The organism is Citrobacter sp. CK191 (assembly GCF_030333435.1).
GTDB lineage: Bacteria > Pseudomonadota > Gammaproteobacteria > Enterobacterales > Enterobacteriaceae > Citrobacter_B > Citrobacter_B koseri.
In genome coordinates this window covers 251,656-275,169 of sequence record NZ_JAOWFX010000030.1, presented here as the reverse complement: position 1 = coordinate 275,169, position 23,514 = coordinate 251,656, and the positions used below count along the sequence as shown (strand labels likewise).

Here is a 23,514-nt window from a genome sequence, read left to right as displayed (position 1 = left end):
AAATAGTTTTTTATTTCAATAAAGACGGCAATCACTGGATCGTTGTTCTTTTGAAAGGGAACAAATAGAAGAAACGATCGTTTTTATGATTATATTCGAAATCCATTATTTTTGTGGTGTCATCTGATTTTATTTTCTGTAAATTTCACAAAGAAACATGAGGTGAATTTCTGGCGTTAAATAACCAAAGAGGGCATGCCAAAAAGGGAAGTTTTATGGATTTGTCAAACTCCGTTTTTTCTGATGATTATTTTTTTATCGTCGGTATCAGTACGCTGTTAACATCGGAGTTGATTGATGAAAATTACTACATAGTAGATGTTGAGACAACAAACCTCCTGCAGGTTAAAGAGCATTTTTTTGCAGACAGGAAGATTATTGCGTTTATAAGCAATGATCTTGACTACTATGCATTAAAACATCTACGGAGTATTACGTTTGTTGATAAGCGAAGCCGACTTAATGAAATTCTGTCCTGCCTGTTTGTCAATGATTCCCGATATATTTATCGGGTGAAGTACACGCTTTCAATGCGAGAAAGCGAAGTGCTCTCATGTATGCAAAAAGGGCTTGATGCGAATGAGATTGGTAAACAATTAGGTATGACGGTTAAGACATTTTATGCCCACCGGCGCAGTTTGGTTTTTAAACTTCAGGTCGGCAATCGTATATCTTTGTACCGAACTATCGCACGAGTAGAAAGTTATAAGCAGGACACCTGCGAACACAGTATTTCGTTAATCAGACAATGTCATTCGTCAGATAAGTATTTCACTGGAGGGAATTAGCACATTATTAATTAACATTTAAAGCATCAGTATATTATTTCTTAAATATTAACTTAACTAACTGGATCTTATATGAAAAAGATTGCACTGATTTCCGCGATTTTATCGCTCTCTGTATTTCAGGCGGCAAATGCTGCTGACGGCGTAATTAGTTTTACTGGCAGCATCACCGGTACGGCCTGTGTGGTGGATACCTCTGCGATTGCGCAGCCTGTCAACCTGGGGACTGTCGCGACAACCGCATTCTCAGGCGGTAGCGGAGCAACGGCGGCGGCAAAGCGTTTTAATATTGTGCTGAAATCCTGCCCGGCCAGCATTTCCAACGCCAGTATTCGTTTTGATGGCATCACCGACACGATTAACCCTTCTATTTTAGCACTGAGCAATGGGCAGACAGCGTCGAATGTTGGTGTCGCGATTTATGAGCAGGACAACTCAACGCTGATCCCCGTGGGTTCCGCATCCTCCAGCGTAGCGCTGGAAGAAGATGTTGATAACACACTGACTTACTTTGCCAAATATATGGCAACCGGCGCTGTTGGCGCGGGTACGGCAAACTCTTCAACCGCGTTTACCGTTATTTACCAGTAAAAGCAGGGCCCTTCGCGGCCCTGAGTAATTCACTCAGGATCTCTTCATGTTTCAGAAAGTCTATAAAAAGATTGCCGTTGGTCTTTTGTTTATCTCCGCAACGGCAATAAGCGGTGTGGAAATAGGCGGCACCCGGCTTATTTATAACAGCAGTGGCAATCAGGCGGCAATCAGCGTTAACAATCCAGATAACAAGCCGTATTTAATTCAGTCATGGGTGAGCAAAAGTGAAAATGGCGATGACAGTGACAATGCATTCATCACCACGCCGCCTTTATTCAAATTAAATTCGCAGGCGCAGAATTCAGTACGCGTTATGTTATCAGGCGACACGCTCCCTACGGACAGAGAAAGTGTTTACTGGTTGAATATTAAAGCAATCCCTTCGTCATCACCGGATGCTAAAAATGAATTATTGATTGCGGTCAAAAGTAAAATGAAGCTGTTTTATCGTCCGGCAGGATTAAAAGGCGACCCTTCACTTGCGTATCAGCAGCTAACGTTTTCAAGCGTGGGTGGAAAGTTAAGTGTGCATAACCCCTCGCCGTATAGCGTGTCGCTATACGACATCAAGGTGAATGGGAAACAACTAGCAAAACCTCCAATGGTTTTACCATTTCAAACGGTATCGCTACCTCAGTCGGCGGTAACGGGTGGTGAAGTATCGTGGCGTGCGATTAATGACTTCGGAGGCATTACGACTGAACATAAATTTAAAATGTAGGTTACAAAGCCATGTTTCATGTCAATGCAGTTTCGGGTTTTGCTAAATTAACTCGGTTATCCACACTTATTTATCTGTGTACGCATACTCCTGCTGTACTGGCTGGCGATTATTTCTCTCCAGATTTTATTGAAACCCGTGGAAATATCCCGCGTGATATTGATATTTCTCGTTTTAATGAAGCTGACGGGCAGGTGCCTGGCGTCTATCACGTTGATGTCTATGTAAATGGAAATTATCTGGCATCACAGGATATTTCATTTATTGACAGTAAGAGTGGGTTAATACCGGTGTTGACTCGTGCAGATCTGGTGCAATGGGGCGTTAAGCGCAATGCACAACCTGAATGGATGCACATGGCAGATACCGCGAACGTTGAACACCTCAGCAAACTGCTTCCCGGCAGCCAGCTTATTTTCCAGTTTGACGGGATGCGCCTGGATCTCTCAGTGCCGCAGGAGTATCTACAGCGCGATCCACGGGGGTCGGTATCGCCTGAGCGGTGGGATGATGGACTGAATATGCTGTTCCTGAACTACAACTTCTCAGGTGCTAGCACGCATGGCAGCGACAAGTCGAGTAACGACAGCTATTTGAACCTGCGTAGCGGTATTAACGTTGGGCCCTGGCGGTTGCGTCATTACGCCACTTATAACAACAACGATGGCGCTGGTCACTGGAACACCCTTGGCACATCGCTGGAGCGTGACATTAAGGCTCTGAAAAGTCAGTTCAGCATAGGCGATGGTTATACGCAGGCCGGTGTGTTCGACAGCGTGAATTTTCGCGGCGCGCAGCTTTATTCAGATGACAGCATGATGCCGGAAAGCGTCCGTGGTTTTGCTCCCGTGGTACGCGGTATTGCACAGACCAACGCGCAGGTCACCATTCGTCAGGGTGGCAACGTTATCTGGCAATCTTATGTGCCGCCAGGCCCGTTCGCGATTGACGATCTGTACCCGACCACCGCCAGCGGCGATCTGGAAGTGGCAGTACGTGAGGCGGATGGATCGGTGCATCAGTTTATTCAGCCATTTTCCGCGGTGCCGGTGATGCAACGCGAAGGTCAGTTCAAATATGCGCTGGCAGCAGGGAAATATCGCGCGGCAAACAGCAAAGATAAAGAGCCGGAATTTCTACAGGGCACGCTGAGCTACGGTTTACCCTGGGATAGCACGATATATGGCGGCACGCTGGCATCCGCAGATTACTGGGCCGGAGCACTGGGGATCGGAAAAGGGTTCGGTGAATTCGGCTCGCTCTCTTTTGACGCCACTTTCGCCCGTACGCAAATGCCCGGTAAGACAGAAGAAGGCGTGTCGCTACGCGCGCAATACGCCAAAGACTTTGCTTCGACAGGCACCTCATTCAGTTTGATGGGCTATCGCTATTCCTCATCAGGTTTTCGTGATTTCCAGGAAGCGAACGGGGACGTGAATACCTTTCGAATGGGGAGCGACACAATACGTGAAGGCAACAGCTGGCGCTATGAACGGAACAAACGCAGCAAGGCGCAGGTGACGCTGAACCAGCGACTTGGCGACTGGGGAAATATAAACCTCTCCGCCTGGCAACAGGATTACTGGGGCGGCGACACCGAGCGCAGCGTTAACGTGGGTTACAACACCAGCATAAACAATATCAACTACGGCCTGAACTACAGCTATTCACGCGGCCCCTGGCACAATGAAAACGATCATATCATCTCTCTGACGATGCAGATTCCGCTCTCACGTTTCCTGCCAGACAGCTGGATGACGGTATCCGGGAACAGCAACAAAAAAGGCGATACGACTTCGCAGGTGGGGTTATCCGGTTCAGCGCTGGAAGATAAAAACCTGAGCTGGAACGTACAGCAGGGCTACAACAGCAAAGGCTCGGATGCGATGGGAAGCGCTTCCGTCAATTACAAAGGCCGTCATGGCGAGTATCAGCTTGGTTACAACTACTCTCGCGATAACCGCCAGATGTCGGTTGGGGCGATGGGCGGCATTGTGGTTCACCCTTACGGCGTCTCGGCCACGCAGCCTCTTGGCGAAACCATGGCGCTGGTGAAAGCGGACAACGCGGCGGATGTGAAAGTGGCGAATAACAGCGGGATTTACACCGACAGCAGAGGTTTTGCCGTGGTGCCGTATGTCACGCCGTATCGGCAGAACAGTCTGTCATTGGATACCGCATCGCTGAACCCGCATACCGATGTGCTGAATGACACCTACACCGTTGTACCGACCAAAGGCGCGCTGGCGCTGGCTGATTACCCTACCGTCACCGGTTATAAGGTCATGCTTCAGTTCACCGGAAAAGAGATTCCGTTTGGCGCGACGACCCGTATTAAAAATCACGACAACATTCCAGAAGGAATGGTTGACGATCGCAAACGCGTCTGGCTCAACGGCGTACCGGAAAAAGGAACCGTGATCGTTAACTGGGCCGAGGGAAGTTGTCAGGCAACGTATCAGATAACGCAGATCGCTGACAAACCGCAAACAGTCATCGCGCAATGCCACTGATCTGGAGAGAAAGAAAAATGTATCGAATTTTAATCAGCTTAATTTTTACCTCGCTGGGATTATTTTCACACACCGCCCTGGCGTGGAACTGCACTACGGTTACGTCAACAACAACGATCTCGCCGCAGAATGTAACTATCTCGCGGGATCTCCCTGTAGGCTCGATAATAGGAACACAGGTTATTACACCGACAATTAATGCCTTTAACTGTTGGGACTCCGCTGAGGGCGTTATATCCAGGCAGATTTTTGGTATCAGAGCCATTGGCACATTCGATTCGTCACTCAACGGGCGTCAGATATATAAAACGAACATTAGCGGCGTGGGGTATTCCCTGTCCGCCGCAACGACAAAATGTGCCGCAGGCATCGTGACCGTTACGGGAAGCAATACCATACGGGGAGACATAAATACCGCTAAGCTCTGTGAAAATATGGCGGGGATGGTGAACAGCAATTTGGATGGCGTGGTTATCGTGACATTTTATAAGACAGCAGCCGAAACCGGGTCTGGAACCATAACGGCAAGAACCGTGGGATCGCTGGTTATGTTAAATAACGCGCTGCTGTGGCATTCACCCGAATCTTCCGTCAATATCAACGCGTTCACGGTTACCACGCCAGCCTGTAATCTACAAACGACGTTTATCCCCGTGAATATGCAGGACGTGGATAAACAAGCCTTTAATGGCAAAGGCACCACGCCGGGAGACGCACACACAAAGTCTTTCGATCTGCCGATGGTTTGTAATGCCGGAACAAAGGTCAGCGTTAAGATGGAAGGCGATATTTTTGATGCGAGCAAAGGCGTGCTGAAAACCATTGGCGGAAATAATGCCGCCACGGGCGTGGGAATCCAATTACTTTATAACAATCAGCCGATGGCGCTGGGTTCAGATGTCGCCGTTGGCACCTCATCCTCCGGCGGCGGATTCACGGTACCGCTGAAAGCGCGTTATTACCAGACCGGAGACACCATCACGACCGGTGCAGCGAATGGCGTTTTGTCATTTACCATGACATACCAATAAGACAGTGAGGGGGCGGCAAGACCGAAGCTGAACCACGTCCCCTCGCCATTTATTTTACCGGTTTTCCGTGGCGGTCGCCGGATTACGCAATTGCCCTATCAGCCGCTGCATGTTGTCCTCACAGGAAATCCCGTCAGGCCGGTTTGCAATACTGGCGATCAGACTCAGCAACTCGCTCTTGCTCTCTTCAAGCTGCTTCTGCATGAGTTCGATCTCCGCGATACGCTTCTCCAGGGATTGTATCAGCCCCTCGTGATCCCACTTTTTCTGCTCCTGCGGTAAAAAGCAGCGGATCTGCCCAAGTGAAAAACCGGCACGCTGAGCGTTATCAATAATCTTCAGCAGATTCGCCACCTCCGCCGAATAATTACGATACCCGTTGCTCTGACGCTGTGGAGGGCTGATCAGCCCTTCTGCTTCGTAAAACCGAATACGGGAGGGCGTAAGCCCCGTTACTTTTGCCAGTTCACCAATCTTCATACCGTTTACAGACCTCCCTTGACCTTAAAGTTAACTTTAAACTTATACTCTCTAAACGGTCAACAGAAGATCGTTGCCGGACGCGCGCGCAGACCCTGACGTTTCTCCTTTTTTCGGGAGCCAACGTCCTGGCGCTACGCGCAAGACAAGTCTCTCCCTTTAACAACTTACTGAACCGGAGAAACGATATGGGTTACGTAACAACCAGCGATGGCGTTGACATTTTCTATAAGGACTGGGGACCGAAAGAGGGAAAAGTGATCTTCTTCCACCACGGCTGGCCGCTCTCCAGCGACGACTGGGATGCTCAAATGCTGTTTTTCGTGGACAAGGGGTTCAGGGTCGTCGCGCACGACAGGCGTGGTCATGGACGTTCCAGCCAGGTGTGGGACGGTCATGACATGGATCATTATGCCGATGACGTTGCCGCAGTCGTTAAGCATTTAGGCGTCCAGGGCGCAATGCACGTCGGGCATTCAACCGGCGGTGGCGAGGTCGTGCGCTATATCGTGCGTCACGGCGAAGATAACGTCTCCAGGGCCGTGCTGATCAGCGCAGTTCCGCCATTGATGGTAAAAACCGACAGCAATCCGCAGGGTACGCCCCGGTCGGTGTTTGACGACTTCCAGGCGCAGCTGGCCGCCAGTCGGGCGCAGTTCTATTACGATATCCCTGCGGGTCCCTTCTATGGCTACAACCGTCCGGGTTCCAGTCCGTCTGAGGCGGTCATCTGGAACTGGTGGCGTCAGGGAATGATGGGGGGAGCCAAAGCGCACTACGACGGTATCGTCGCGTTCTCGCAGACGGATTTCACTGAAGATCTCAAGCGCATCACTATCCCGGTTCTGGTTATCCACGGCGATGACGATCAGGTCGTTCCCTACCATGATTCCGGCGTACTTTCAGCCGGGCTGCTCAAAAACGGTACGCTGAATACGTACAAGGGAGCCCCGCACGGCATCCCCACCACGCATGCAGATCGGGTTAACGCCGACCTGCTGGCCTTTGTGAATAGCTGATATACCAACCACGACGGATGGGCTGGCAAGTCAATTAGCAAAAAAGGAGTCGCGGGCGGCTGCATTCCAGTTTAAAACATACGAACCTATGTTGAGGAGTCTGACCATGCTGGATCACCGCCCGAACTCACAGGATGATCGCCTGCGGCAGGACACCGCATCGCTGCGCCACGAAATTACCGCAAAAGTCAGAACATATACCGAACATCAGGAACGGGTCGTCTGCCCGTTCCCCGGTCTGAGCGTTGCTGAACTCCACGGCCCAATGCCGCCGCTTTCTTATATTTACCAGCCCAGCGTGTCGCTGATCCTCCAGGGAGAAAAGCGCGTCACGTTAGGCGATACGGCCTATGTGTACAACGAATCCCGTTTTCTTCTGACGGCGGTCAATCTGCCAACCGTCGCCGAAGTGATGCAGGCCAGCGCCGAGCGTCCTTTTATATCACTGTTGCTGGAACTGGATTTATCTGTTGCGCGCGAAGTATTGGTTGATATGGAACAGCACGGCAATGACGTGGGATTCGCAGGTGAAGGACTCTCGCTCAGCCATGCCGACCGCTTTTTATTTGACGCCATACTGCGCTACATCACGCTCGCAGAACGCCCGCAGGATAAGGGGTATATCGGCAACCTGATTCAGCGGGAAATTCTGTATCGCATTTTAACCAGCCCGGCAGGTATGACGCTGCGGGAAACCGTACTAACGGGATCGAGCAGCCAGAGGATATCTTCCGCAATCAACTGGTTACGCACGCACTATTCCCAACCGTTAAAAATGGAGGATCTGGCCGGGATTGCAGGAATGGGCGTTTCGACGCTGCATCACCACTTTCGTCGCATGACCAACATGAGCCCGTTGCAGTATCAGAAGCAATTACGGCTCCATGAAGCCAGACGCCTGTTGTTGTCAGATAATGTGGATGCCTCGACAGCGGCCATCAGAGTGGGTTATGAAAGCGTCAGTCAGTTTCACAGGGAGTACAAACGCCTGTTCGGCATCACGCCAATCGGCGATAAAGTGCAGTCGCTGAAAGGCGCAGAACGCGTCCGGGAAGCGGGAACGCTGACCGGGATACCGCGCTGACACACGCATATCGGACCGCAAAACAGCCGATCCGATATGCGTTGCTTACCGTCAGTTCGACAGTGAAGCCATATCAATCACAAAGCGGTATTTCACATCACCCCGCTCCATACGCTCAAAAGCCTGATTAATCTGCTGGATATCGATGATCTCACACTCCGGGTACACACCTTTACGGGCACAGAAATCCAGCATCTCCTGCGTTTGTGCAATTCCGCCAGACGGTGAACCCGTGATGCGACGACGCCCCAGAATCAGCGGCAAGGTACTGAACCCTTCCATATTCCCCAGATTACCGACAATAACCAGCGCCCCTTCCACATCAAGTAGCTGAACGTAGGGTGAAACATCATGGCGCGTCGGGATGGTGTCAATAATCACATCAAAAGAGGACGCCGCGTTATTCATCGCCTCTGCGGAAGTCGAGAGCAGAACGTGTTCGGCGCCCAGCTCATGCGCCTCTTTCGCTTTTGACTCACTGCGGGTGATAACCGTCACCTCTGCGCCCAAAGCGGCCGCCAGACGAACCGCAAGGTGCCCCAGGCCACCGATGCCAATCACCCCTACGCGCGAGCCGGGGCCAACGTTCCAGGTCCGCAGCGGCGAGTAAACGGTGATGCCCGCGCAGAGCAACGGCGCCGCTCTGGCCGGATCAAGGCCTTCCGGCAGATTCAGGACAAACTCCTCGCGAACCACGATATGTTTCGAGTAACCGCCGTAAGTGACGTCTCCTGAGATGCGGTCACGCCCGTTATAGGTCACCGTCGGAAACTCACGGCACATTTGCTCTTCGTGCCTGCGGCACTGATCGCACTCCTGACAGCTATCGACAAGGGTTCCGACCGCCACCTGTTGCCCGACCTGATAACGCGTCACTTTACTGCCGACATCAATCACTCGGCCAATGATTTCGTGTCCGGGAATACAGGGGTAAATCGTCGCGCCCCACTCTTTCCAGTCGTCACGGGTTTGATGCAGATCGCTGTGACAGACGCCTGACCACAGGATCTCGATCGCCACATCATTGGCACGCAATGCGCGTCGTTCAAACGTAAAAGGGGCCAGTGGCGTAGTCGCGTTTAATGCAGCATAACCGATGGTTTTCATAGCAGCTCCAGTTGTTTGTTTTCCACCTGAAACTGTAGCGGTTTGATGAATGGCAGAGTGAGCCTAATCCTGCCGGATAATTGCCTGATACTCCCGACAGAACGTCTGTCACGAATCCCCTGGCATTGAATGGCCAGGGCGGACGCTGGCGCATCACGCCCAAGGCTCTTTTTCAGAAGAGGCTATTCCCCTTTTTCCACAATTAACGGCTCGATATCGCTCTCTTTTTTGATAACCAGCGAATCATCACCACGCAGACACGTACCGCCATAGTTGCCGCCAACGGTGAAAGTGCAGACCTGAATATACTTCCCGGCCACGTTTGGCAGGCACCACAACTGCTGGTAAATGTTTTTCTGCGCGGCAAATTTCCCACTGGTTTTATCGAGTAACTCTTCCTGATGGCTCACCAGATCGATATTGCTGCCGCAGCGCCCGGCGATCGGTTTCACCGCATAACCGGTGCGCGCCAGTTCGTCATTAACCGTGAAATCGGTATCCAGCAAATAGCGGTGATGCGGGAAGAGCGACCACAGGATAGGCAAAATAGCCTTATTGCCGGGGATCACCGTCCACAGCGGTTCAAACACCAGCACTTCCGGTCGCAATAGCACATCAATCAACCGCACTTCATTTTCAGGATGGCCGGTACGAATCGGCACGGCGGCGTATTCCGTCTCGCTGACTTCACGCACCTGTTCAATTGCGGTTTCCCACGCCCAGGTTTTCCAGACGCAGTTCACCAGGCGGCCATCGCCGTCAATCAGCTGACCGGCATCGTCCCAACGCAGCGCATCCAGTCCCCGGAGAATTTTGCTTTCAAACCCGGCCTGGCGCAGCGCCTGCTGCATAAACTGGGCGTGATAGTTCTCCTCAATATCCTTATCCTGCATGATGTGGACGAAAGGACGCGCGAGGCTGTGTTTCCATGCGCCCGCCAGTTCGTTGATCAACCCTTCCGCCGGATTATGCCCCTTCCCGGTGTAGCCCTTTTCGGCCCAGCGTTCGAGGATCAGCCCCGCTTCGGTATGGCATGATGCGGAATCGGCGTTGTACTCGTACACCTTCAGGCCGCGTTCATCCATACAGAAATCCATACGACCGGTGATCATATGGTGGCGACGACGCTGCCAGGAGAGGCGCAAACGCGGCCAGAGGATTTTCGGAATGTCGAACAGCGCCAGCAGGTTATCGTCTTTCAGCACCTTGTCGGTGGCATGCAGGTACATCAGATGCAGCTCGTTGGTGGCTTTAATCAGCTCCTGCTCGGCGCTTTCCGTAATGGTGAAATACTGATGCGGGTCCTGATTAATCACATGTCCGTTCGCCAGCACATAGGCTTTTTGCAGCGGGTCCCGCTCATCCAGCCATTTGCCGTCAAACTGCCCTTTCTCTTCCAGCCGCGCGCCGCGAATCTTCAGTGAATCGTTGGCGATGTCTGGTTGAGGCAGGCTGTACTGCGTGTCCTCGGTCTGAATCATCCAGCCCAGGATCGTGGTGTCGTCAAAGGTATCGCGCAGGGTATAGCAGCCGTTTTCCACCATCATATCCAGCTCGCGGGTCCACTGTTGCCCTGGAGGCAGCGGCGTGTGGATCACATTCTGTTCGGCGATACGGATCTTGTTGTCCAGCAACTGGGTAATGATCGCCACATGGCCGGTATCTTTAAACTCGCCGCCGTTTTGCCAGATAAGCAGCGCGCCAGCGACCGGCGCGCGGGGCGAACCATTGGGGAACGCCTGTAACGGCAGGATGTTGTCGTTCACCACTTCGCGCAGGAAACGCAGCGAGAAGATCTCCCACGCCATGCCGACATCCGTGAACACAACCCCATAATTGAGAAAGAGAAAGCGGCGGGCGAACTCAACGCACTGCCATTTATGGCCCATATACTCGTTGCCGATGTAGCTGCGAAACGCGGCATCATCGCTGTATTCCCGTGGGTCGAGGGAGCTGTAATCTGAAGAGTAGATTGCTACGCCACCGGGGGCGTAGCCCAATAATGTCCCGAATGGGGCATCCTGACGGGTCGTTCCTTTGCTCATGCACCTTACCTCAAAACAATACAGCCTGAGCAGTATGGCGTGAATTTTTCGCTCTGCTTGCCTGCTCAATAACACTAACCGGACAGAGGTCGATTCATCATACACCTCTACCCGGCCAGACGGCGCACAGAGACAAAAAATTCATAGCGGGAACGATGCTTTATTGATAACCACCGGCACGCTCTTATAGGCTGGCGTCAGGCTTTCGCTATCGACCGCATCCAGAGACAACAGCACATTCGCTTCCGGCAGATAGGCGCCAATCGATCCTGCCGCCATGTTGTAGATCACGACCGTCAGCCCGCGCATCGCGCGATCCTCGCAAGGGCGGCCATGATCGTCCAGCGCCTGAATGGTCACCACATCGCCCTGCGCCAGCCCGCGCACTCTGGCTTCCGCCGCATTTAAAAACACGACGTCACGGCGGCCGGTAATGCCGCGATAACGGTCATTCAGGCCATAAATGGTGGTGTTGTACTGATCGTGGCTACGCAGCGTTGCCAGCACCAGCGCATCAGCGGGTTGCTGCTGACGCTCAACGGCGCGCTGCTGGCTAACGACAAAGTTGGCTTTGCCATTCCCGGTATGCCACTCACGGCGCGAGGCAGGCGTGTCCATGCGAAATCCGCCCGGCGCGGCAATGCGGGCATTGTAGTCATGAAACGCCGGAATAACGGCTTCAATGGCGTCGCGGATCAGAGCATAGTTTCCCACCATCTCTTCCCAGTTCACCGGCGAGCGCGTAAGCGTGGCGCGTGCCATTCCCGCCACAATCGCAGGTTCCGATTTCAGCCACGGCGAAGCCGGTTTCAGAGAGCCGCAGGAGGCGTGCACCATCGACATCGAATCCTCGACGGTGACGGACTGAATCCCCGTCGCCTGAAGGTCGCGCTCCGTTCTGCCCAACGCGGGCAGCAGATAGTTATGTTTCGCCAGCAGCAGGTGCGAGCGGTTCAGTTTGGTTGCCACATGCACCTGCATATCCAGCTTTTGCATCGCCGCAAACGTCCGCTGCGGCTGCGGCATCGCCACGGCCAGATTGCCGCCCATGCAGATTAACGCCTTAGCCTCGCCCCGCTCTATCGCCCGAATGCTCTCCACGCTGGCGCGGCCGTGTTGACGAGGAACGGTAATGGCAAAACGCGCTTCAAGGCGTTGCAGGAAGGCGTCTGACGCCGCTTCGTTAATCCCTACCGAACGGTCGCCCTGCACATTGGAATGCCCACGCAACGGGCAGATACCCGCGCCCGGCTTTCCGATATTGCCTTTCAGCAACAGCAGGTTAACCAGTTGCTGCACATTCCCGGTGCCGTTTTTATGCTGGGTGATCCCCAGGCCGTAGCAAATGATGGTGGCGCGCGATTTATTGTAGCTGTGCGCTAAATCTTCCATCTGGCTGCGCGTCAGACCTGAATCCGCTTCCAGTTCCGCCCAGTGGCACTGGCGCAGGTCATCATACAGCGCCTGATAACCGGCGGTATGCGCAGCAATAAACTCATGATCGAGGCAAGGCTGCTGGTTTAGCAGCACCCGCGCCTCATCCATTTCAATCAGCGCCTTCATCATGCCTTTGAGCAGCGACGCATCGCCGCCCATTTTCACCTGGTAGTAGCTGCTGCTGAGTTCGGTCGCCTGGCCGGTGAGCATCTCTTTAGGGCTTTGCGGGAAGCTAAAGCGTTCAAGTCCTCGCTCCGCCAGCGGATTGATGGCGATAATTTTGGCGCCGCGCTTTGCCACATCGCGCAGCGTGGTCAGCATACGAGGATGGTTGGTTCCCGGATTATGCCCGATGCAAATCACCAGATCGCAGTGGTCAAAATCCGCCAGTTCAACGGTGCCTTTCCCCAGACCAATAGCGCGCGTCAGCCCTGCGCTGGTCGGGCCGTGGCACATATTGGAACAGTCCGGGAAGTTGTTGCTGCCGTATTCGCGGGCAAACAGCTGATACAGGAACGCCGCTTCATTCGAGGTTCTGCCGGAGGTATAAAACTCTACCTGTTCCGGGGAATCGTAGCTGCGCAGGCGTTCGCCGATTTCCTGAAACGCGATGTCCCATTCCACGGCTTGCCAGGTATCGGTTACGGCATCATATTTCATCGGGTGCGTCAGGCGGCCAATATTTTCCAGCTCGTAATCACTGTACTGCCATAAGGTGGACACCGGATGACGACGGAAAAACGCCGGTGAGGCTTTCTTGCTGGTGGTTTCCCAGGAGACCGCTTTGACGCCATTCTCACAAAGTTCCATCGGCGCCCGATGGCCAGGGTCAGGCCATGCGCAGCCAGGGCAGTCAAAGCCTTTGACCTGATTCATTTTGAACATCGCGATAATATCGCGCGTGACGGCCTTTTGGGAAAACACCGACGCAGAGACCGCCTTCACGGCTCCCCAGCCGCCCGCCGGGCCCTGATAACCGCTTACTCCTGGAACACCATTTTTCATTGTTACTGCTTATTCACTGCCAATTTTTAATGGCGAGTACGGTAACAATTTCCGTCTGATATTGATTTCCTCTTGATGGAGTACAGGCGGGCTACAATTAACGAGTTATATTGTGTTCCCCTTCCAGCGAAAAAACCGGCGCTTAATGTCCCAATCTGTTAAACCGCATGGCCTCCGACTGCTACACTGCTTCAACACACCAACCCAGAAGGCAGGTCAACATGTCAGAGAATACTTATCAACCCGCAAAAGTATGGACGTGGGATAAATCCGCAGGCGGCGGCGCATTCGCCAATATCAACCGTCCCGTTTCTGGCCCGACTCACGACAAGACGTTGCCCGTCGGCAAGCATCCGCTACAGCTCTACTCCCTGGGAACGCCAAACGGCCAGAAAGTGACCATCATGCTGGAAGAGTTGCTGGCGCAGGGCGTGACGGGCGCAGAGTATGACGCCTGGCTGATTCGCATTGGCGACGGCGATCAGTTCTCCAGCGGTTTTGTCGATGTGAACCCAAACTCAAAAATCCCGGCGCTGCGCGACCACTCGCAAAACCCGCCGCTGCGTGTCTTTGAGTCCGGCGCAATTCTGCTCTACCTGGCGGAAAAATTTGGTTATTTCCTGCCGCAGGATCTCGCTAAACGTACCGAAACCCTGAACTGGTTATTCTGGCTCCAGGGGGCGGCGCCGTTCCTCGGCGGCGGCTTTGGTCACTTCTACAACTACGCGCCGGTGAAAATAGAGTACGCGATCAACCGTTTTACGATGGAAGCCAAGCGTCTGCTGGACGTGCTGGATAAGCAGCTGGCGCGTCATCCGTATGTGGCGGGCGATGAGTACACCATTGCCGATATGGCTGTCTGGCCGTGGTTTGGCAATGTCGTGCTCGGCAACGTGTATGACGCCGCAGAATTTCTGGATGCGGGAAGTTATAAGCACGTACAGCGCTGGGCGAAAGAGATTGCGGAACGTCCGGCGGTCAAACGCGGGCGCATTGTGAACCGCACCAACGGGCCGCTCAACGAGCAGCTTCATGAGCGTCACGACGCCAGCGACTTCAACACACAAACCGAAGATAAGCGTCAGAGCTAAACCGTGATGCCGGATGAGATTTTAATGTCGCCATCAGGCGTTATATTGCCTGATGGCGCTCCGCTTATCAGGCCCACGGGTTTGTGATAGTCGGCGTTTAATTAAACCCATGTTGCACGAGAATCAGTCCTGCCGGAGTGGAAAGCAGAAATTCGGCAAGCGGTTTTCCGCGCGCCGTCAGACAGGCAAACGCGTACTCAGCGATCGGATTATACGGTTCAGGAATATCAACCACGCGCAGGGTACTGATTTGCCGCAGTCTGGGGGCATAGCTGGCATAACCAATAAAAACATCCGTGTGATCGTGGTCGATTAACCATTGCGCCGCCAGCGCTCCGGCGGGAAGCGGCAAAGAATCCCGGCCGCCGACCAGCGCCACAGCACGCGAGCGGATCGCCTCGCCGACGGCTCCCATTCGCGAAAAAAGCTGTTGCGTGTAATCACCGGAAGGATCGCAGCCCGGCGTTGATGTGCCAATTCGCAGATCCTCGCGCATCAGCAACGACCGCCAGTCGTCGCCCTCCCGCATAACGTCAGCACGCACGGTCAGGCAGAGGCGATTCAGCGCAAAGGACGAAACCGACAGCGCCCGCCCGCTCGCCAGCAGCGCCTGCGGATGCGCCACATTAGCCGAGGCGAAAAAGTCGCACGGCTCACCGGCTTCAATCCGTTCACGCAGCAATCCCGCCGGGCCGAAATCACAGCGGATCGTCTCTGCCTGAAAACAGGCCATTAGCGGTTGCCAGACGGCACGCAGGCTGCCTGCGGCAAGGATTTTCATCAGTCAACGCCCTGATAGTCAGTGCGATAAAAACGCTGATACCAGTCATTGGCGACCTTGCGCATATCAATATCCTGGAATTTCTGCGGATAGAGTTTTTTCGCCATCCACAGCTCGCCAATGCCCATCGCTTCCGGCATCGGATAGCCCCAGGCCTTCGCGTAGTCCGGCATCAGATAGACGCGATGATTTTTCACCGCATCAATCACCTGCCACTGCGGGCTTTGCAGGATCTCATCCACCACTTTCGGATAGCGATCCTGAACAAAAATCACCTGCGGATTCCAGGCGATAACCTGTTCCATTGCGACCTGCTTAAAGCCTTTAATGGTCGATGCCGCCACGTTCAACGCCCCCGCGTGCGCCATCATCAGGCCAGTATATTTACCGGAGCCGTAGGTGGTCAGTTCCGGGTTCGCCATATAGGCGCGAACGCGCTGATCTTCCGGGATGTTTTTCAGGCGATCGCTCACCATCTTGCGCCCCTTATCCGTTGCGGCAATCAGCGCTTTTGCTTCGTCAGGTTTATTGACGATATCGCCGATCAGCATGATCCCTTCACGCAGCCCTTGATCGTAAGCCTGCTCTTCATCCGTCATTGTCGGGTTCATTTTAGCCTGTTCGCCCGCCGCATCATGGCGCAGAGAAATCGCCACCACCGAAATACCCAGGCTACTGATTTTGTCGATCATTTCCTGCGGCGCATAGTTAGTGACAAACACCACCTGCGGATGCAGCGCGACCAGTTTTTCCGCATCAACGTGGGTTAAATCACCCAACGCGGCTTTCGTTGTCAGCTCCGGCGCCAGGCGGGCATAACCGTCGCCAAGCTGTTGTTTCCAGTTCGCCATCACGCCAACAATTTTGTCGGTGGCGTTCATCTGCACCAGCAAATTCAGCGTCTGATGCTGGAGTACCACCACGCGATCCACCGTATCCGGGACGGTAACCTGGCGACCAATCTGATCGGTAAACGTACGCTCGGCCTGAGCCATAAACGGCAGGGAAAAAAGCAACGCCAGCAGGGAGAGCTGGCGTAAGGATTTAAACATGGGAGATGTCCTCACAAACGATATATATATTAGTATACAACGATTGCAAGGCCGCTTGATAGATTGCCTTCAGGGATTATCAGGCGCTGGTAACGTCATACTCCATTCGGCGTAGCGCGTCTAATGTGGCTTTGGCTTCCTCTTCATCAATGATGCTCATGGCAAATCCCACATGCACCAGCACCCACTGCCCCACCAGCGTTGCAGGGCTGTCTTCGCAGATCAGGGCAATATTCACATCACGCTTGATGCCGCACACTTCAACCTGCGCAAGCTGGTGAATATCTTCACCAACGGACAGAACCTGCCCCGGGACTCCAATACACATAGTTAACCACCTGGACGTTATTCCACTTCAATACTTTTCACTTTCAGCGAGTCGCCGGTATCCACCCGCAGACGATCGCCCTGACAGTGTGGGCACTGCGCGTCATGCTGCGTGATTTCAACCGCCTGGCTGCAATCCCAGCACCACGCCTGAGCGGGTTTATAGTCGATGTGCAACGCCCCCCCCTGCGCGAGCGTACCCTGGCAAACGATATCAAAGCTGAAGCGCACCGCGCTCTCTTCAACGCATGAGAGTGCGCCAATTTCCAGCCATACGCCGGTAACTCGCGTCACGCCATGCTGTTCCGCCTGCTGCTGGATAATCTCAACCGCGCTCTGGCACAGGGACAGCTCATGCATGCTCGCCGCTCCGGCGTCCAAACAGCAGCGCACGACGCCCTGCCAGCTGCGGCGCATCGGGATCGCTGACCGGCAGCGACAGCAGCATCCGCGCGCAGTCGTCCGCCAGACGCATCCCTTCTTGCGCCGACATACCGTGGTTGAGCGGCGACATCAGCGAGCAGGAGAGGTATTGCGAAACCCCGTCCAGTTCGCCAACGGTAAAGGTCATCGCGCCATACGGCAGACGTAATCCGAGTTTTTCACTGACTTTGCGTACCGGCCAGAGCTGGTCGGGGCCGGGGAAAATCAGCGCGCTCAGCATCCACGGCGCGATCACGCTGCCCGTCCACTGCCCTTCAAACAGGGTGAAGTCAGAGACATACACCGGCATATTCGGGTGCAAAAACGAGAGATCGTGCATTGAGCGTCGGGCAATCTCTTCAAACGCCGCCTGAACCTGCATTCTCGGGGAGGACGGGAACCCTGAAATCTCCTCAGACATGCGCAGCCTCCCGTGGAATAGCCTCAACGCCTGACTCGCGCAGCGCGGCAAGAACCTGCGCCAGAGCAGGTTCAATCATCGCTTCAACCGTTGGCGTCAGGCCGATATGCGGCTCCAGCGATTCCGGGATCACGCCGACCAGCGTCAGCTTTTTCGGAAACTCGCCAGTGAAGCGCAGGGCCGACAGAACGTCGGCCAGGCCAAGCTGATGCGGTGAGATTTTGTTGGTGAACAGCGCAGGCACCTCATCATCACGCAGGATCATAAGGGTTCCCGGCGTGTTCTTTCTCGACACAATGGCGTCCGCGATGATCAGGTGATCTCTGTCCGCCATATCGCCGAGAAGCTCCATTCCCGCCGTGCCGCCATCAAGGATCTCCACGAAATCCGGCAGGATGTACCGCTGTTCTAACGCTTCAACGATACGCACCCCGATGGCTTCATCGGTCAGCAAAATATTGCCGACCCCTAACACTAAAATCCGCATTACAGAACCTTAACTGAGACGACTTCGTTCCCGTCAGCGTCCACTACGTGCACCGCGCACGCCATGCAAGGGTCGAAGGAGTGAATGGTACGCACCACTTCCAGCGGTTTTTCTGGATCGGCGATCGGCGTCCCCACCAGCGACTGCTCGTACGGCCCCACTTCATCGTTAAAGTTACGCGGACCGGAGTTCCAGGTGGACGGAACCACCGCCTGGTAGTTGCTGATAATGCCGTCTTTAATAACCATCCAGTGAGAGAGCATACCGCGCGGCGCCTCAAGGAAGCCCACCCCTTTAAACTCACCCGTCGCCGGGATATCCGGTTTGACGAACGTGGTGTGGTCGCCTTTCCCGATATTGGCGATCAGCGCGCTGTACTGGTTTTGCAGAATACCCTGCAATTCGCAGCAGTGAACGGTGCGGCCAATAATACGCCCCAGCGTGGAGTGCAGTTGCGCTACTTCCAGCGTTTTACCGGTCAGTTTCTGGTAGATCGCGATGATTTCATTCAGTTTGGCCTTCGTGGACTCGCGTCCCGCCGCCAGTTTAACCAGCATATTGGCCAGCGGCCCCACTTCAACGGTTTTGCCGTAAAAGGTCGGGGACTTAACCCACGAGTATTTACCGTCATCAGACCAACCGGTGTATTCCGGGACGGTAGTCCCTTCCCACGGTTCCTGCGGCGCTTCGTCTTTGTACCAGGCGTGCTTCGCGCTCTCCTGAATCCCTTTAATCAGGTATTCATCGGAATGCGAGGCGATCGGGCGATACGTCGACAGATCCGCATTCTGGATATAGCCGCCAGGGAACAGGAAGCTGCCGTTTTTACCGTCGGTCGGAAATTCCGGCGCGCTCAGATAGTTAACCGCGCCTTTTCCGCGCTCCAGCCATTCTGGATAGAACGCCGCGATTACCGCCGTATCCACCTTGTAAACCTGCTCAACAAAGTCGCTCAGCTTGTCGATGAAGGACTTGATGTACATCAGGCGTTCAAGGTTCAGCACGCCGAGACCGTCGAGGTTGATCGGGTTCGCCACCCCGCCCACCGCCAGGTTCTGGATGTGCGGCGTTTTACCGCCCAGCAGCGCCACCACGCGGTTGGCGTCACGCTGGCATTCCAGCGCTTGCAGATAGTGCGCGACCGCAATCAGGTTCACTTCCGGCGGCAGTTTCATCGCCGGGTGTCCCCAGTAGCCGTTAGCGAAAATCCCTAACTGGCCGCTGGCAACGAGGTCTTTGATCTTGTTCTGCACCTTCGTGAACTCTTCCGCGCTATTCAGGTGCCAGCTCGACACGCCGTTCAACAGCGCCGACGCTTTCGCCGGATCGGCTTTCAGCGCAGAGGTGATATCCACCCAGTCCAGCGCAGAAAGCTGGTAGAAGTGCACAATATGGTCATGGGTAGTATGCGCCGCCAGAATGATGTTACGGATGTACTGCGCATTGACCGGAACGTCAATCTTCAGCGCGCTCTCCGCCGCACGAACGGAAGAGATCGCGTGGGTCGTGGTACATACGCCACAGATACGCTGCACAATCATCCAGGCATCGCGCGGATCGCGATTCTTCACGATCTCTTCCATGCCGCGCCACATGGTGCCGGATGCCCATGCTTTTGACACCACACCGTTTTCGATTTCGCAGTCGATGCGTAAATGACCCTCAATACGGGTTACCGGATCAATAGTAATTCTCTGGCTCATGCTTTGCTCGCCTCATGACGATTGTGATCGTTTTGTTTTAATGGAGGAAGTATCGGCAGTAGACGAATGAGTAAGATGTATGCACAAATCTCAATAGCCACAAAACCAATAGAAATCAGCAGTTCTTCCCAGGTGGGGAAGTAGTGGTAGCCGCCGCCGGGATTGAACGCCACCAGCGAGTAGGACATACGCCACGTTGCGCAGCCCAGCAGCATACTGAGGGCGGACAGATACAACATCCGCGAGTCGCCGCGCAGTTTCGGCAGACGGAGCACCACCAGCGGGAAGACCATCAGCAGGACTTCAACCCAGAACAGCAAGGAGTAGTAGTCACCGGCAAACGCATAAGAGAGCTTGTCGCGGTAAATCAGTTCACCAAAACGGCACACGAGGAACAGCGCGATGAAAACGCTGATAGTACCGGTCAGCTTGATAAACAAACTTTTCTCATCCGGGCCGTTGCCTTTTAAGCCGCTCTGCACCAGAGAGCCTTCAAAAATAACGATGGAAAAGCCCATGATGAAAGCGGTGAACAATGAGAACAACGGCAGCATTTCATAGCTCTGCCACAGCGGATGTACTTTAATACCGGCGGCAATCATCAACGATCCCATTGACGACTGGTGCATGGTCGGCAGCAACGCCCCGAGAGCGATAACAAAGAACATCACTTTGTTCAGACGCTTAAGCGAGACTTTCCAGCCCAGGCGTTCAAACAACGCGGGGGCAAACTCCAGCGCCATCACGCCGATGTAGATGGTCATACAGACCGCCGTTTCAAACAGCACCGAGTTCACATTGAAGTGCCCTGGGATGTAGAAATACGGCAGGTTCCAGTAACGGCCAACGTCAATGGTGATCGACAGCCCGCCCAAAGAGTAACCGAACAGGCTTGCCAGCAGCGCCGGGCGCACCAGCGGATGGTATTGCCCCCGGTTGAAGACATACACCGCCCACGCCAGCGCCCAACCGCCGCACGCGAAGCCGGTGCCGATCAGCAGGTCAAAAGCGATCCACACGCCCCAGGGGAAGCCGCCGTTCAGATCGGAGACCGATCCCAGCCCGAAGACCAGACGTTTCACAATGAGAAGCATGCACAGGACGACAAGCGGCCCGAAGATGATGATCGGTTTACTGATTATTTTCCCGCCCAGCGGTTTAGGATCATGACTCATGATCGTCTCCTCCGTCGTGATGCTCGTTTTTCGTATTACGACGAACCATCACGGTTAAGCCCGCCAGCACAGCCAGTGGCAGCATCATGCCTTTATACAGGGTGTGTTGAATGTGTTCAGAACGCGCGCCAGTTGACAGATCGGCCAGTTGAGGGAGATCCAGATTCTGGTAAGGAACGCCGGTCAGCACCAGCACCTGCGTGCCGCCGCCTTCTTTTTCACCGTACAGATGCGGGTAATACTTCGGTACGGTATGCAGATACGTATCGCCAGTCTGCAACGTCTGGCGCGGATAGTGGTATTCGCTGCCAGGCTTCAGCGCCAGGCGTTTTTGCGCCTCCGCCATTAGCTCTTCTCGCGTACCAAAAATCACCGCGCCCGCCGGACATACCTCAACGCACCCCGGCAGACCGCCTTTGTCCAGGCGTTCAACGCCCTTCTGGTTGCACAGTTCACACTTGTGCAGCGCGCCAAACGGGTTGTTGTAGTCGTATTTCGGCACGTTGTACGGGCAGGCGACCATGCAGTAGCGACAGCCGGTACAGACGTCTTTGTTGTAATGAACGATACCGGTTTTCGGGTCTTTCTTCAGCGCGGATACCGGGCAAACGGAGACGCAGTTAGGGTCAACGCAGTGCATACACTGTTTCTTAATGTACGCGTAGCCGTTCTCTGTCTGATCTTTATTGACGCCACTTCCGCTATGCCACACCTGAATGATGTTATTGGTGTAAGGCGACAGCTTGTCGTTATTCGACCAGGTTTGCGCCCCTTCCGGGTTACGCGCCGGGAAGTTGATATCCTGGCATTTGGTCACACACGCCTGACAGCCCACACACAGCGTCGAGTCATACAGCATCCCCAGGGAACCTGGGATAGGCGGACGGTTTTCCGCAGCCGCATGGCTGATGGACGGCGACGCGCCCAGCAGCAATGCCCCGCCAGAGGCTGCTTTAATAAAGTTACGTCTGTTCACGGTTATTCTCCCCGTGAGTCAGCGTTATCTTTCTTCTGCTGACGCCCCAGTTCACGTACCGCCATCACGCTGACACCGGCAACCAGCCCAACCACGCCGCCAAGCAGCCCAACGGCGCCTGTGGAAATGTGGCCGCCCTCTTTCAGGTTGACATCCGGCTTCTCGGAACGCGGGGTTTGATTTTCCACATGGGCGAGTTGGTGGATGCCTTTATGAAAGCCAACGCCTTCCTCGTTACAGCCGTAGCAGGGGTGCCCAATCGCCACCGGCCATACGCCGCCGACATCGCAGAACTGCAACGTCGAACAGTTGCCGTAGGTTTCAGGCCCTTTACAGCCCAGATGGTAGAGGCACCAGCCTTCACGGTGGCCTTCATCGCCGAACTCTTTGGCGAAGCGACCGGCGTCAAAATGCGGGCGGCGTTCGCAGTGTTCGTGAATCAGACGACCATAGGCGAAGGTTGGACGGTTTTTGGCATCCAGCTTCGGCGGTTTACCGTAAGTGATGATGTGGGCAACCGTTGCCAGGAAGTTATGCGGGTTCGGCGGGCAGCCCGGGATATTGATAACGGTTTTGCCCGGCAGGACTTCCTGCAACCCGACGGCGCCGGTCGGGTTCACGCCAGCGGCAGCGACGCCGCCCCACGCGGAACAGGAGCCGATCGCGATAATCGCCGCTGCGCCTTCCGCCGCCTTGCGGATGTGATCCACAATCGGCTCGCCGGCAACCATGCAGTAAATACCGTTATCTTTTAATGGGATGGAACCATCGACAACCAACACATACTGCCCTTTATACTTCTCCAGAGCGTTATGCTTGTTCTCTTCAACCTGATGGCCGAAGGCGGCGGAGAGGACCTCGTGGTACTCCAGAGAGATCGTTTCCAGAACGAGGTTTTCTACCGTTGGGTGGGTCGCGCGAAGGAGCGATTCGGTACATCCCGTACATTCCTGAGCGCCGATCCAGACGACGGGCGGGCGCTGCGGACGGGAAACCGATTCGGCCATTTCTGCGGCGGCTTTGCTACTGAGCCCCATGGTTGCGGCCAGTGCTGCACAAAGCTTCATGAAATCACGACGATTAACGCCGTGAGAAGTGATGAGAGTATTATCTCCAGTCATTTTATTGTTATTCCGTTGCAAAGACCTGGCTCTATTTTGCACCGTTCACAAATAACTTATTGCGATCGGCGCGCCATTTACCACACTTTCTTTATGGTTATTGAACCATGATACTTTGACGGAACAACAAAAC

The 23,514-nt window shown here is 54.3% G+C and carries 22 protein-coding genes; 8 read left to right on the top strand and 14 right to left on the bottom strand.

Translation table 11 applies throughout. From position 1 onward, the window contains the following. The first annotated feature begins 215 nt into the window (after positions 1-215). The 5 genes from OGV82_RS10760 to OGV82_RS10740 all read left to right on the top strand — a co-directional run bounded on the left by OGV82_RS10760 (position 216) and on the right by OGV82_RS10740 (position 5,647). Positions 216-788: a helix-turn-helix transcriptional regulator gene (locus tag OGV82_RS10760; protein ID WP_012135108.1), complete on the top strand. Its 573-nt coding sequence runs from the start codon at positions 216-218 to the stop codon at positions 786-788. Positions 789-860: 72 nt separating this feature from the next. Further along, positions 861-1,379, top strand: a complete 519-nt coding sequence (locus tag OGV82_RS10755) for a fimbrial protein (protein WP_012135109.1) — start codon at positions 861-863, stop codon at positions 1,377-1,379. Between the two features lie 46 nt (positions 1,380-1,425). Further along, on the top strand, positions 1,426-2,103 hold the full coding sequence (locus OGV82_RS10750; RefSeq protein WP_047461234.1) for a fimbrial biogenesis chaperone: 678 nt from the start codon (positions 1,426-1,428) through the stop codon (positions 2,101-2,103). 11 nt (positions 2,104-2,114) lie between these two features. Continuing rightward, positions 2,115-4,616 carry a fimbria/pilus outer membrane usher protein gene (locus tag OGV82_RS10745; protein ID WP_047461231.1) on the top strand — a complete coding sequence of 834 codons (2,502 nt, stop codon included), beginning with the start codon at positions 2,115-2,117 and terminating at the stop codon, positions 4,614-4,616. Further along, complete coding sequence (locus OGV82_RS10740; protein WP_227657976.1) at positions 4,607-5,647, top strand: fimbrial protein; 1,041 nt, start codon at positions 4,607-4,609, stop codon at positions 5,645-5,647. The genes OGV82_RS10745 and OGV82_RS10740 overlap by 10 nt, the downstream gene beginning before the upstream one ends. 54 nt (positions 5,648-5,701) lie before the next feature. On the opposite strand, the gene OGV82_RS10735 is transcribed toward OGV82_RS10740, so the two are convergent. Next, positions 5,702-6,127, bottom strand: coding sequence for a MerR family transcriptional regulator (locus tag OGV82_RS10735; RefSeq protein ID WP_047461225.1), 426 nt, complete (start codon positions 6,125-6,127; stop codon positions 5,702-5,704). Positions 6,128-6,315: 188 nt separating this feature from the next. On the opposite strand from OGV82_RS10735, the gene OGV82_RS10730 reads away from it, so the two are divergent. Together OGV82_RS10730 and OGV82_RS10725 are read left to right on the top strand one after the other, a co-directional pair. Next, positions 6,316-7,146: an alpha/beta fold hydrolase gene (locus OGV82_RS10730; protein WP_012135114.1), complete on the top strand. Its 831-nt coding sequence runs from the start codon at positions 6,316-6,318 to the stop codon at positions 7,144-7,146. Between the two features lie 106 nt (positions 7,147-7,252). Beyond that, the gene (locus tag OGV82_RS10725; RefSeq protein WP_225622014.1) at positions 7,253-8,230 is read left to right on the top strand and encodes an AraC family transcriptional regulator; all 978 of its coding nucleotides are present in this window, start codon (positions 7,253-7,255) and stop codon (positions 8,228-8,230) included. Between the two features lie 51 nt (positions 8,231-8,281). Here OGV82_RS10725 and OGV82_RS10720 read toward each other — a convergent pair whose 3' ends face one another. From OGV82_RS10720 to OGV82_RS10710, 3 genes are all read right to left on the bottom strand, one after another. Further along, entirely contained in the window at positions 8,282-9,337 is a 1,056-nt protein-coding gene (locus OGV82_RS10720) for an NAD(P)-dependent alcohol dehydrogenase (RefSeq protein ID WP_012135116.1), read from the bottom strand. Positions 9,338-9,519: 182 nt separating this feature from the next. Beyond that, a complete protein-coding gene (gene gss, locus OGV82_RS10715; protein ID WP_047461222.1) occupies positions 9,520-11,382 on the bottom strand; it encodes a bifunctional glutathionylspermidine amidase/synthase in 1,863 nt (620 codons plus the stop codon). Between the two features lie 141 nt (positions 11,383-11,523). Next, complete coding sequence (locus OGV82_RS10710) at positions 11,524-13,824, bottom strand: FdhF/YdeP family oxidoreductase (RefSeq protein WP_047461219.1); 2,301 nt, start codon at positions 13,822-13,824, stop codon at positions 11,524-11,526. Positions 13,825-14,045: 221 nt separating this feature from the next. Here OGV82_RS10710 and yghU point away from each other — a divergent pair, with 221 nt between their 5' ends. Beyond that, entirely contained in the window at positions 14,046-14,915 is an 870-nt protein-coding gene (gene yghU, locus OGV82_RS10705) for a glutathione-dependent disulfide-bond oxidoreductase (protein ID WP_047461216.1), read from the top strand. 97 nt (positions 14,916-15,012) lie between these two features. Here the strand turns inward: yghU and OGV82_RS10700 are convergent, their stop codons facing one another. From OGV82_RS10700 to hybO, 10 genes are all read right to left on the bottom strand, one after another. Further along, the gene (locus OGV82_RS10700) at positions 15,013-15,696 is read right to left on the bottom strand and encodes a molybdate ABC transporter substrate-binding protein (protein WP_047461212.1); all 684 of its coding nucleotides are present in this window, start codon (positions 15,694-15,696) and stop codon (positions 15,013-15,015) included. Then, the gene (locus OGV82_RS10695) at positions 15,696-16,748 is read right to left on the bottom strand and encodes an ABC transporter substrate-binding protein (RefSeq protein ID WP_047461210.1); all 1,053 of its coding nucleotides are present in this window, start codon (positions 16,746-16,748) and stop codon (positions 15,696-15,698) included. The genes OGV82_RS10700 and OGV82_RS10695 overlap by 1 nt, the downstream gene beginning before the upstream one ends. A 79-nt stretch (positions 16,749-16,827) precedes the next feature. Beyond that, positions 16,828-17,076 carry a hydrogenase maturation factor HybG gene (hybG, locus tag OGV82_RS10690; RefSeq protein WP_012135123.1) on the bottom strand — a complete coding sequence of 83 codons (249 nt, stop codon included), beginning with the start codon at positions 17,074-17,076 and terminating at the stop codon, positions 16,828-16,830. 17 nt (positions 17,077-17,093) lie between these two features. Next, a complete protein-coding gene (gene hypA / locus OGV82_RS10685; RefSeq protein WP_101744069.1) occupies positions 17,094-17,435 on the bottom strand; it encodes a hydrogenase maturation nickel metallochaperone HypA in 342 nt (113 codons plus the stop codon). Continuing rightward, positions 17,428-17,919 carry a hydrogenase-2 assembly chaperone gene (gene hybE / locus OGV82_RS10680; protein ID WP_012135125.1) on the bottom strand — a complete coding sequence of 164 codons (492 nt, stop codon included), beginning with the start codon at positions 17,917-17,919 and terminating at the stop codon, positions 17,428-17,430. The genes hypA and hybE overlap by 8 nt, the downstream gene beginning before the upstream one ends. Continuing rightward, entirely contained in the window at positions 17,912-18,406 is a 495-nt protein-coding gene (locus tag OGV82_RS10675) for a HyaD/HybD family hydrogenase maturation endopeptidase (RefSeq protein WP_047461208.1), read from the bottom strand. The genes hybE and OGV82_RS10675 overlap by 8 nt, the downstream gene beginning before the upstream one ends. Continuing rightward, positions 18,406-20,109: a hydrogenase 2 large subunit gene (hybC, locus tag OGV82_RS10670; RefSeq protein WP_012135127.1), complete on the bottom strand. Its 1,704-nt coding sequence runs from the start codon at positions 20,107-20,109 to the stop codon at positions 18,406-18,408. The genes OGV82_RS10675 and hybC overlap by 1 nt, the downstream gene beginning before the upstream one ends. Continuing rightward, the gene (hybB, locus tag OGV82_RS10665) at positions 20,106-21,284 is read right to left on the bottom strand and encodes a Ni/Fe-hydrogenase cytochrome b subunit (RefSeq protein ID WP_012135128.1); all 1,179 of its coding nucleotides are present in this window, start codon (positions 21,282-21,284) and stop codon (positions 20,106-20,108) included. The genes hybC and hybB overlap by 4 nt, the downstream gene beginning before the upstream one ends. Then, complete coding sequence (hybA, locus tag OGV82_RS10660) at positions 21,274-22,260, bottom strand: hydrogenase 2 operon protein HybA (RefSeq protein WP_024130950.1); 987 nt, start codon at positions 22,258-22,260, stop codon at positions 21,274-21,276. Before hybA ends, hybB begins: the two co-directional genes overlap by 11 nt. 2 nt (positions 22,261-22,262) lie before the next feature. Further along, complete coding sequence (gene hybO / locus OGV82_RS10655) at positions 22,263-23,381, bottom strand: hydrogenase 2 small subunit (RefSeq protein ID WP_047461202.1); 1,119 nt, start codon at positions 23,379-23,381, stop codon at positions 22,263-22,265. Positions 23,382-23,514: the final 133 nt, after the last annotated feature.

What these genes read in the sequence shown, in the direction of transcription:
- yghU (WP_047461216.1), top strand. Translation starts at nt 14,046, where the DNA reads ATGTCAGAGAATACTTATCAACCCGCAAAAGTATGGACGTGGGATAAA.
- OGV82_RS10700 (WP_047461212.1), bottom strand. Translation starts at nt 15,696, where the DNA reads ATGAAAATCCTTGCCGCAGGCAGCCTGCGTGCCGTCTGGCAACCGCTA.
- hybE (WP_012135125.1), bottom strand. Translation starts at nt 17,919, where the DNA reads ATGTCTGAGGAGATTTCAGGGTTCCCGTCCTCCCCGAGAATGCAGGTT.
- OGV82_RS10720 (WP_012135116.1), bottom strand. Translation starts at nt 9,337, where the DNA reads ATGAAAACCATCGGTTATGCTGCATTAAACGCGACTACGCCACTGGCC.
- OGV82_RS10735 (WP_047461225.1), bottom strand. Translation starts at nt 6,127, where the DNA reads ATGAAGATTGGTGAACTGGCAAAAGTAACGGGGCTTACGCCCTCCCGT.
- OGV82_RS10675 (WP_047461208.1), bottom strand. Translation starts at nt 18,406, where the DNA reads ATGCGGATTTTAGTGTTAGGGGTCGGCAATATTTTGCTGACCGATGAA.
- hybC (WP_012135127.1), bottom strand. Translation starts at nt 20,109, where the DNA reads ATGAGCCAGAGAATTACTATTGATCCGGTAACCCGTATTGAGGGTCAT.
- OGV82_RS10740 (WP_227657976.1), top strand. Translation starts at nt 4,607, where the DNA reads ATGCCACTGATCTGGAGAGAAAGAAAAATGTATCGAATTTTAATCAGC.
- hypA (WP_101744069.1), bottom strand. Translation starts at nt 17,435, where the DNA reads ATGCATGAGCTGTCCCTGTGCCAGAGCGCGGTTGAGATTATCCAGCAG.
- OGV82_RS10760 (WP_012135108.1), top strand. Translation starts at nt 216, where the DNA reads ATGGATTTGTCAAACTCCGTTTTTTCTGATGATTATTTTTTTATCGTC.
- OGV82_RS10725 (WP_225622014.1), top strand. Translation starts at nt 7,253, where the DNA reads ATGCTGGATCACCGCCCGAACTCACAGGATGATCGCCTGCGGCAGGAC.
- gss (WP_047461222.1), bottom strand. Translation starts at nt 11,382, where the DNA reads ATGAGCAAAGGAACGACCCGTCAGGATGCCCCATTCGGGACATTATTG.
- OGV82_RS10710 (WP_047461219.1), bottom strand. Translation starts at nt 13,824, where the DNA reads ATGAAAAATGGTGTTCCAGGAGTAAGCGGTTATCAGGGCCCGGCGGGC.
- OGV82_RS10755 (WP_012135109.1), top strand. Translation starts at nt 861, where the DNA reads ATGAAAAAGATTGCACTGATTTCCGCGATTTTATCGCTCTCTGTATTT.
- OGV82_RS10750 (WP_047461234.1), top strand. Translation starts at nt 1,426, where the DNA reads ATGTTTCAGAAAGTCTATAAAAAGATTGCCGTTGGTCTTTTGTTTATC.
- hybB (WP_012135128.1), bottom strand. Translation starts at nt 21,284, where the DNA reads ATGAGTCATGATCCTAAACCGCTGGGCGGGAAAATAATCAGTAAACCG.
- OGV82_RS10695 (WP_047461210.1), bottom strand. Translation starts at nt 16,748, where the DNA reads ATGTTTAAATCCTTACGCCAGCTCTCCCTGCTGGCGTTGCTTTTTTCC.
- OGV82_RS10730 (WP_012135114.1), top strand. Translation starts at nt 6,316, where the DNA reads ATGGGTTACGTAACAACCAGCGATGGCGTTGACATTTTCTATAAGGAC.
- hybG (WP_012135123.1), bottom strand. Translation starts at nt 17,076, where the DNA reads ATGTGTATTGGAGTCCCGGGGCAGGTTCTGTCCGTTGGTGAAGATATT.
- hybO (WP_047461202.1), bottom strand. Translation starts at nt 23,381, where the DNA reads ATGACTGGAGATAATACTCTCATCACTTCTCACGGCGTTAATCGTCGT.
- OGV82_RS10745 (WP_047461231.1), top strand. Translation starts at nt 2,115, where the DNA reads ATGTTTCATGTCAATGCAGTTTCGGGTTTTGCTAAATTAACTCGGTTA.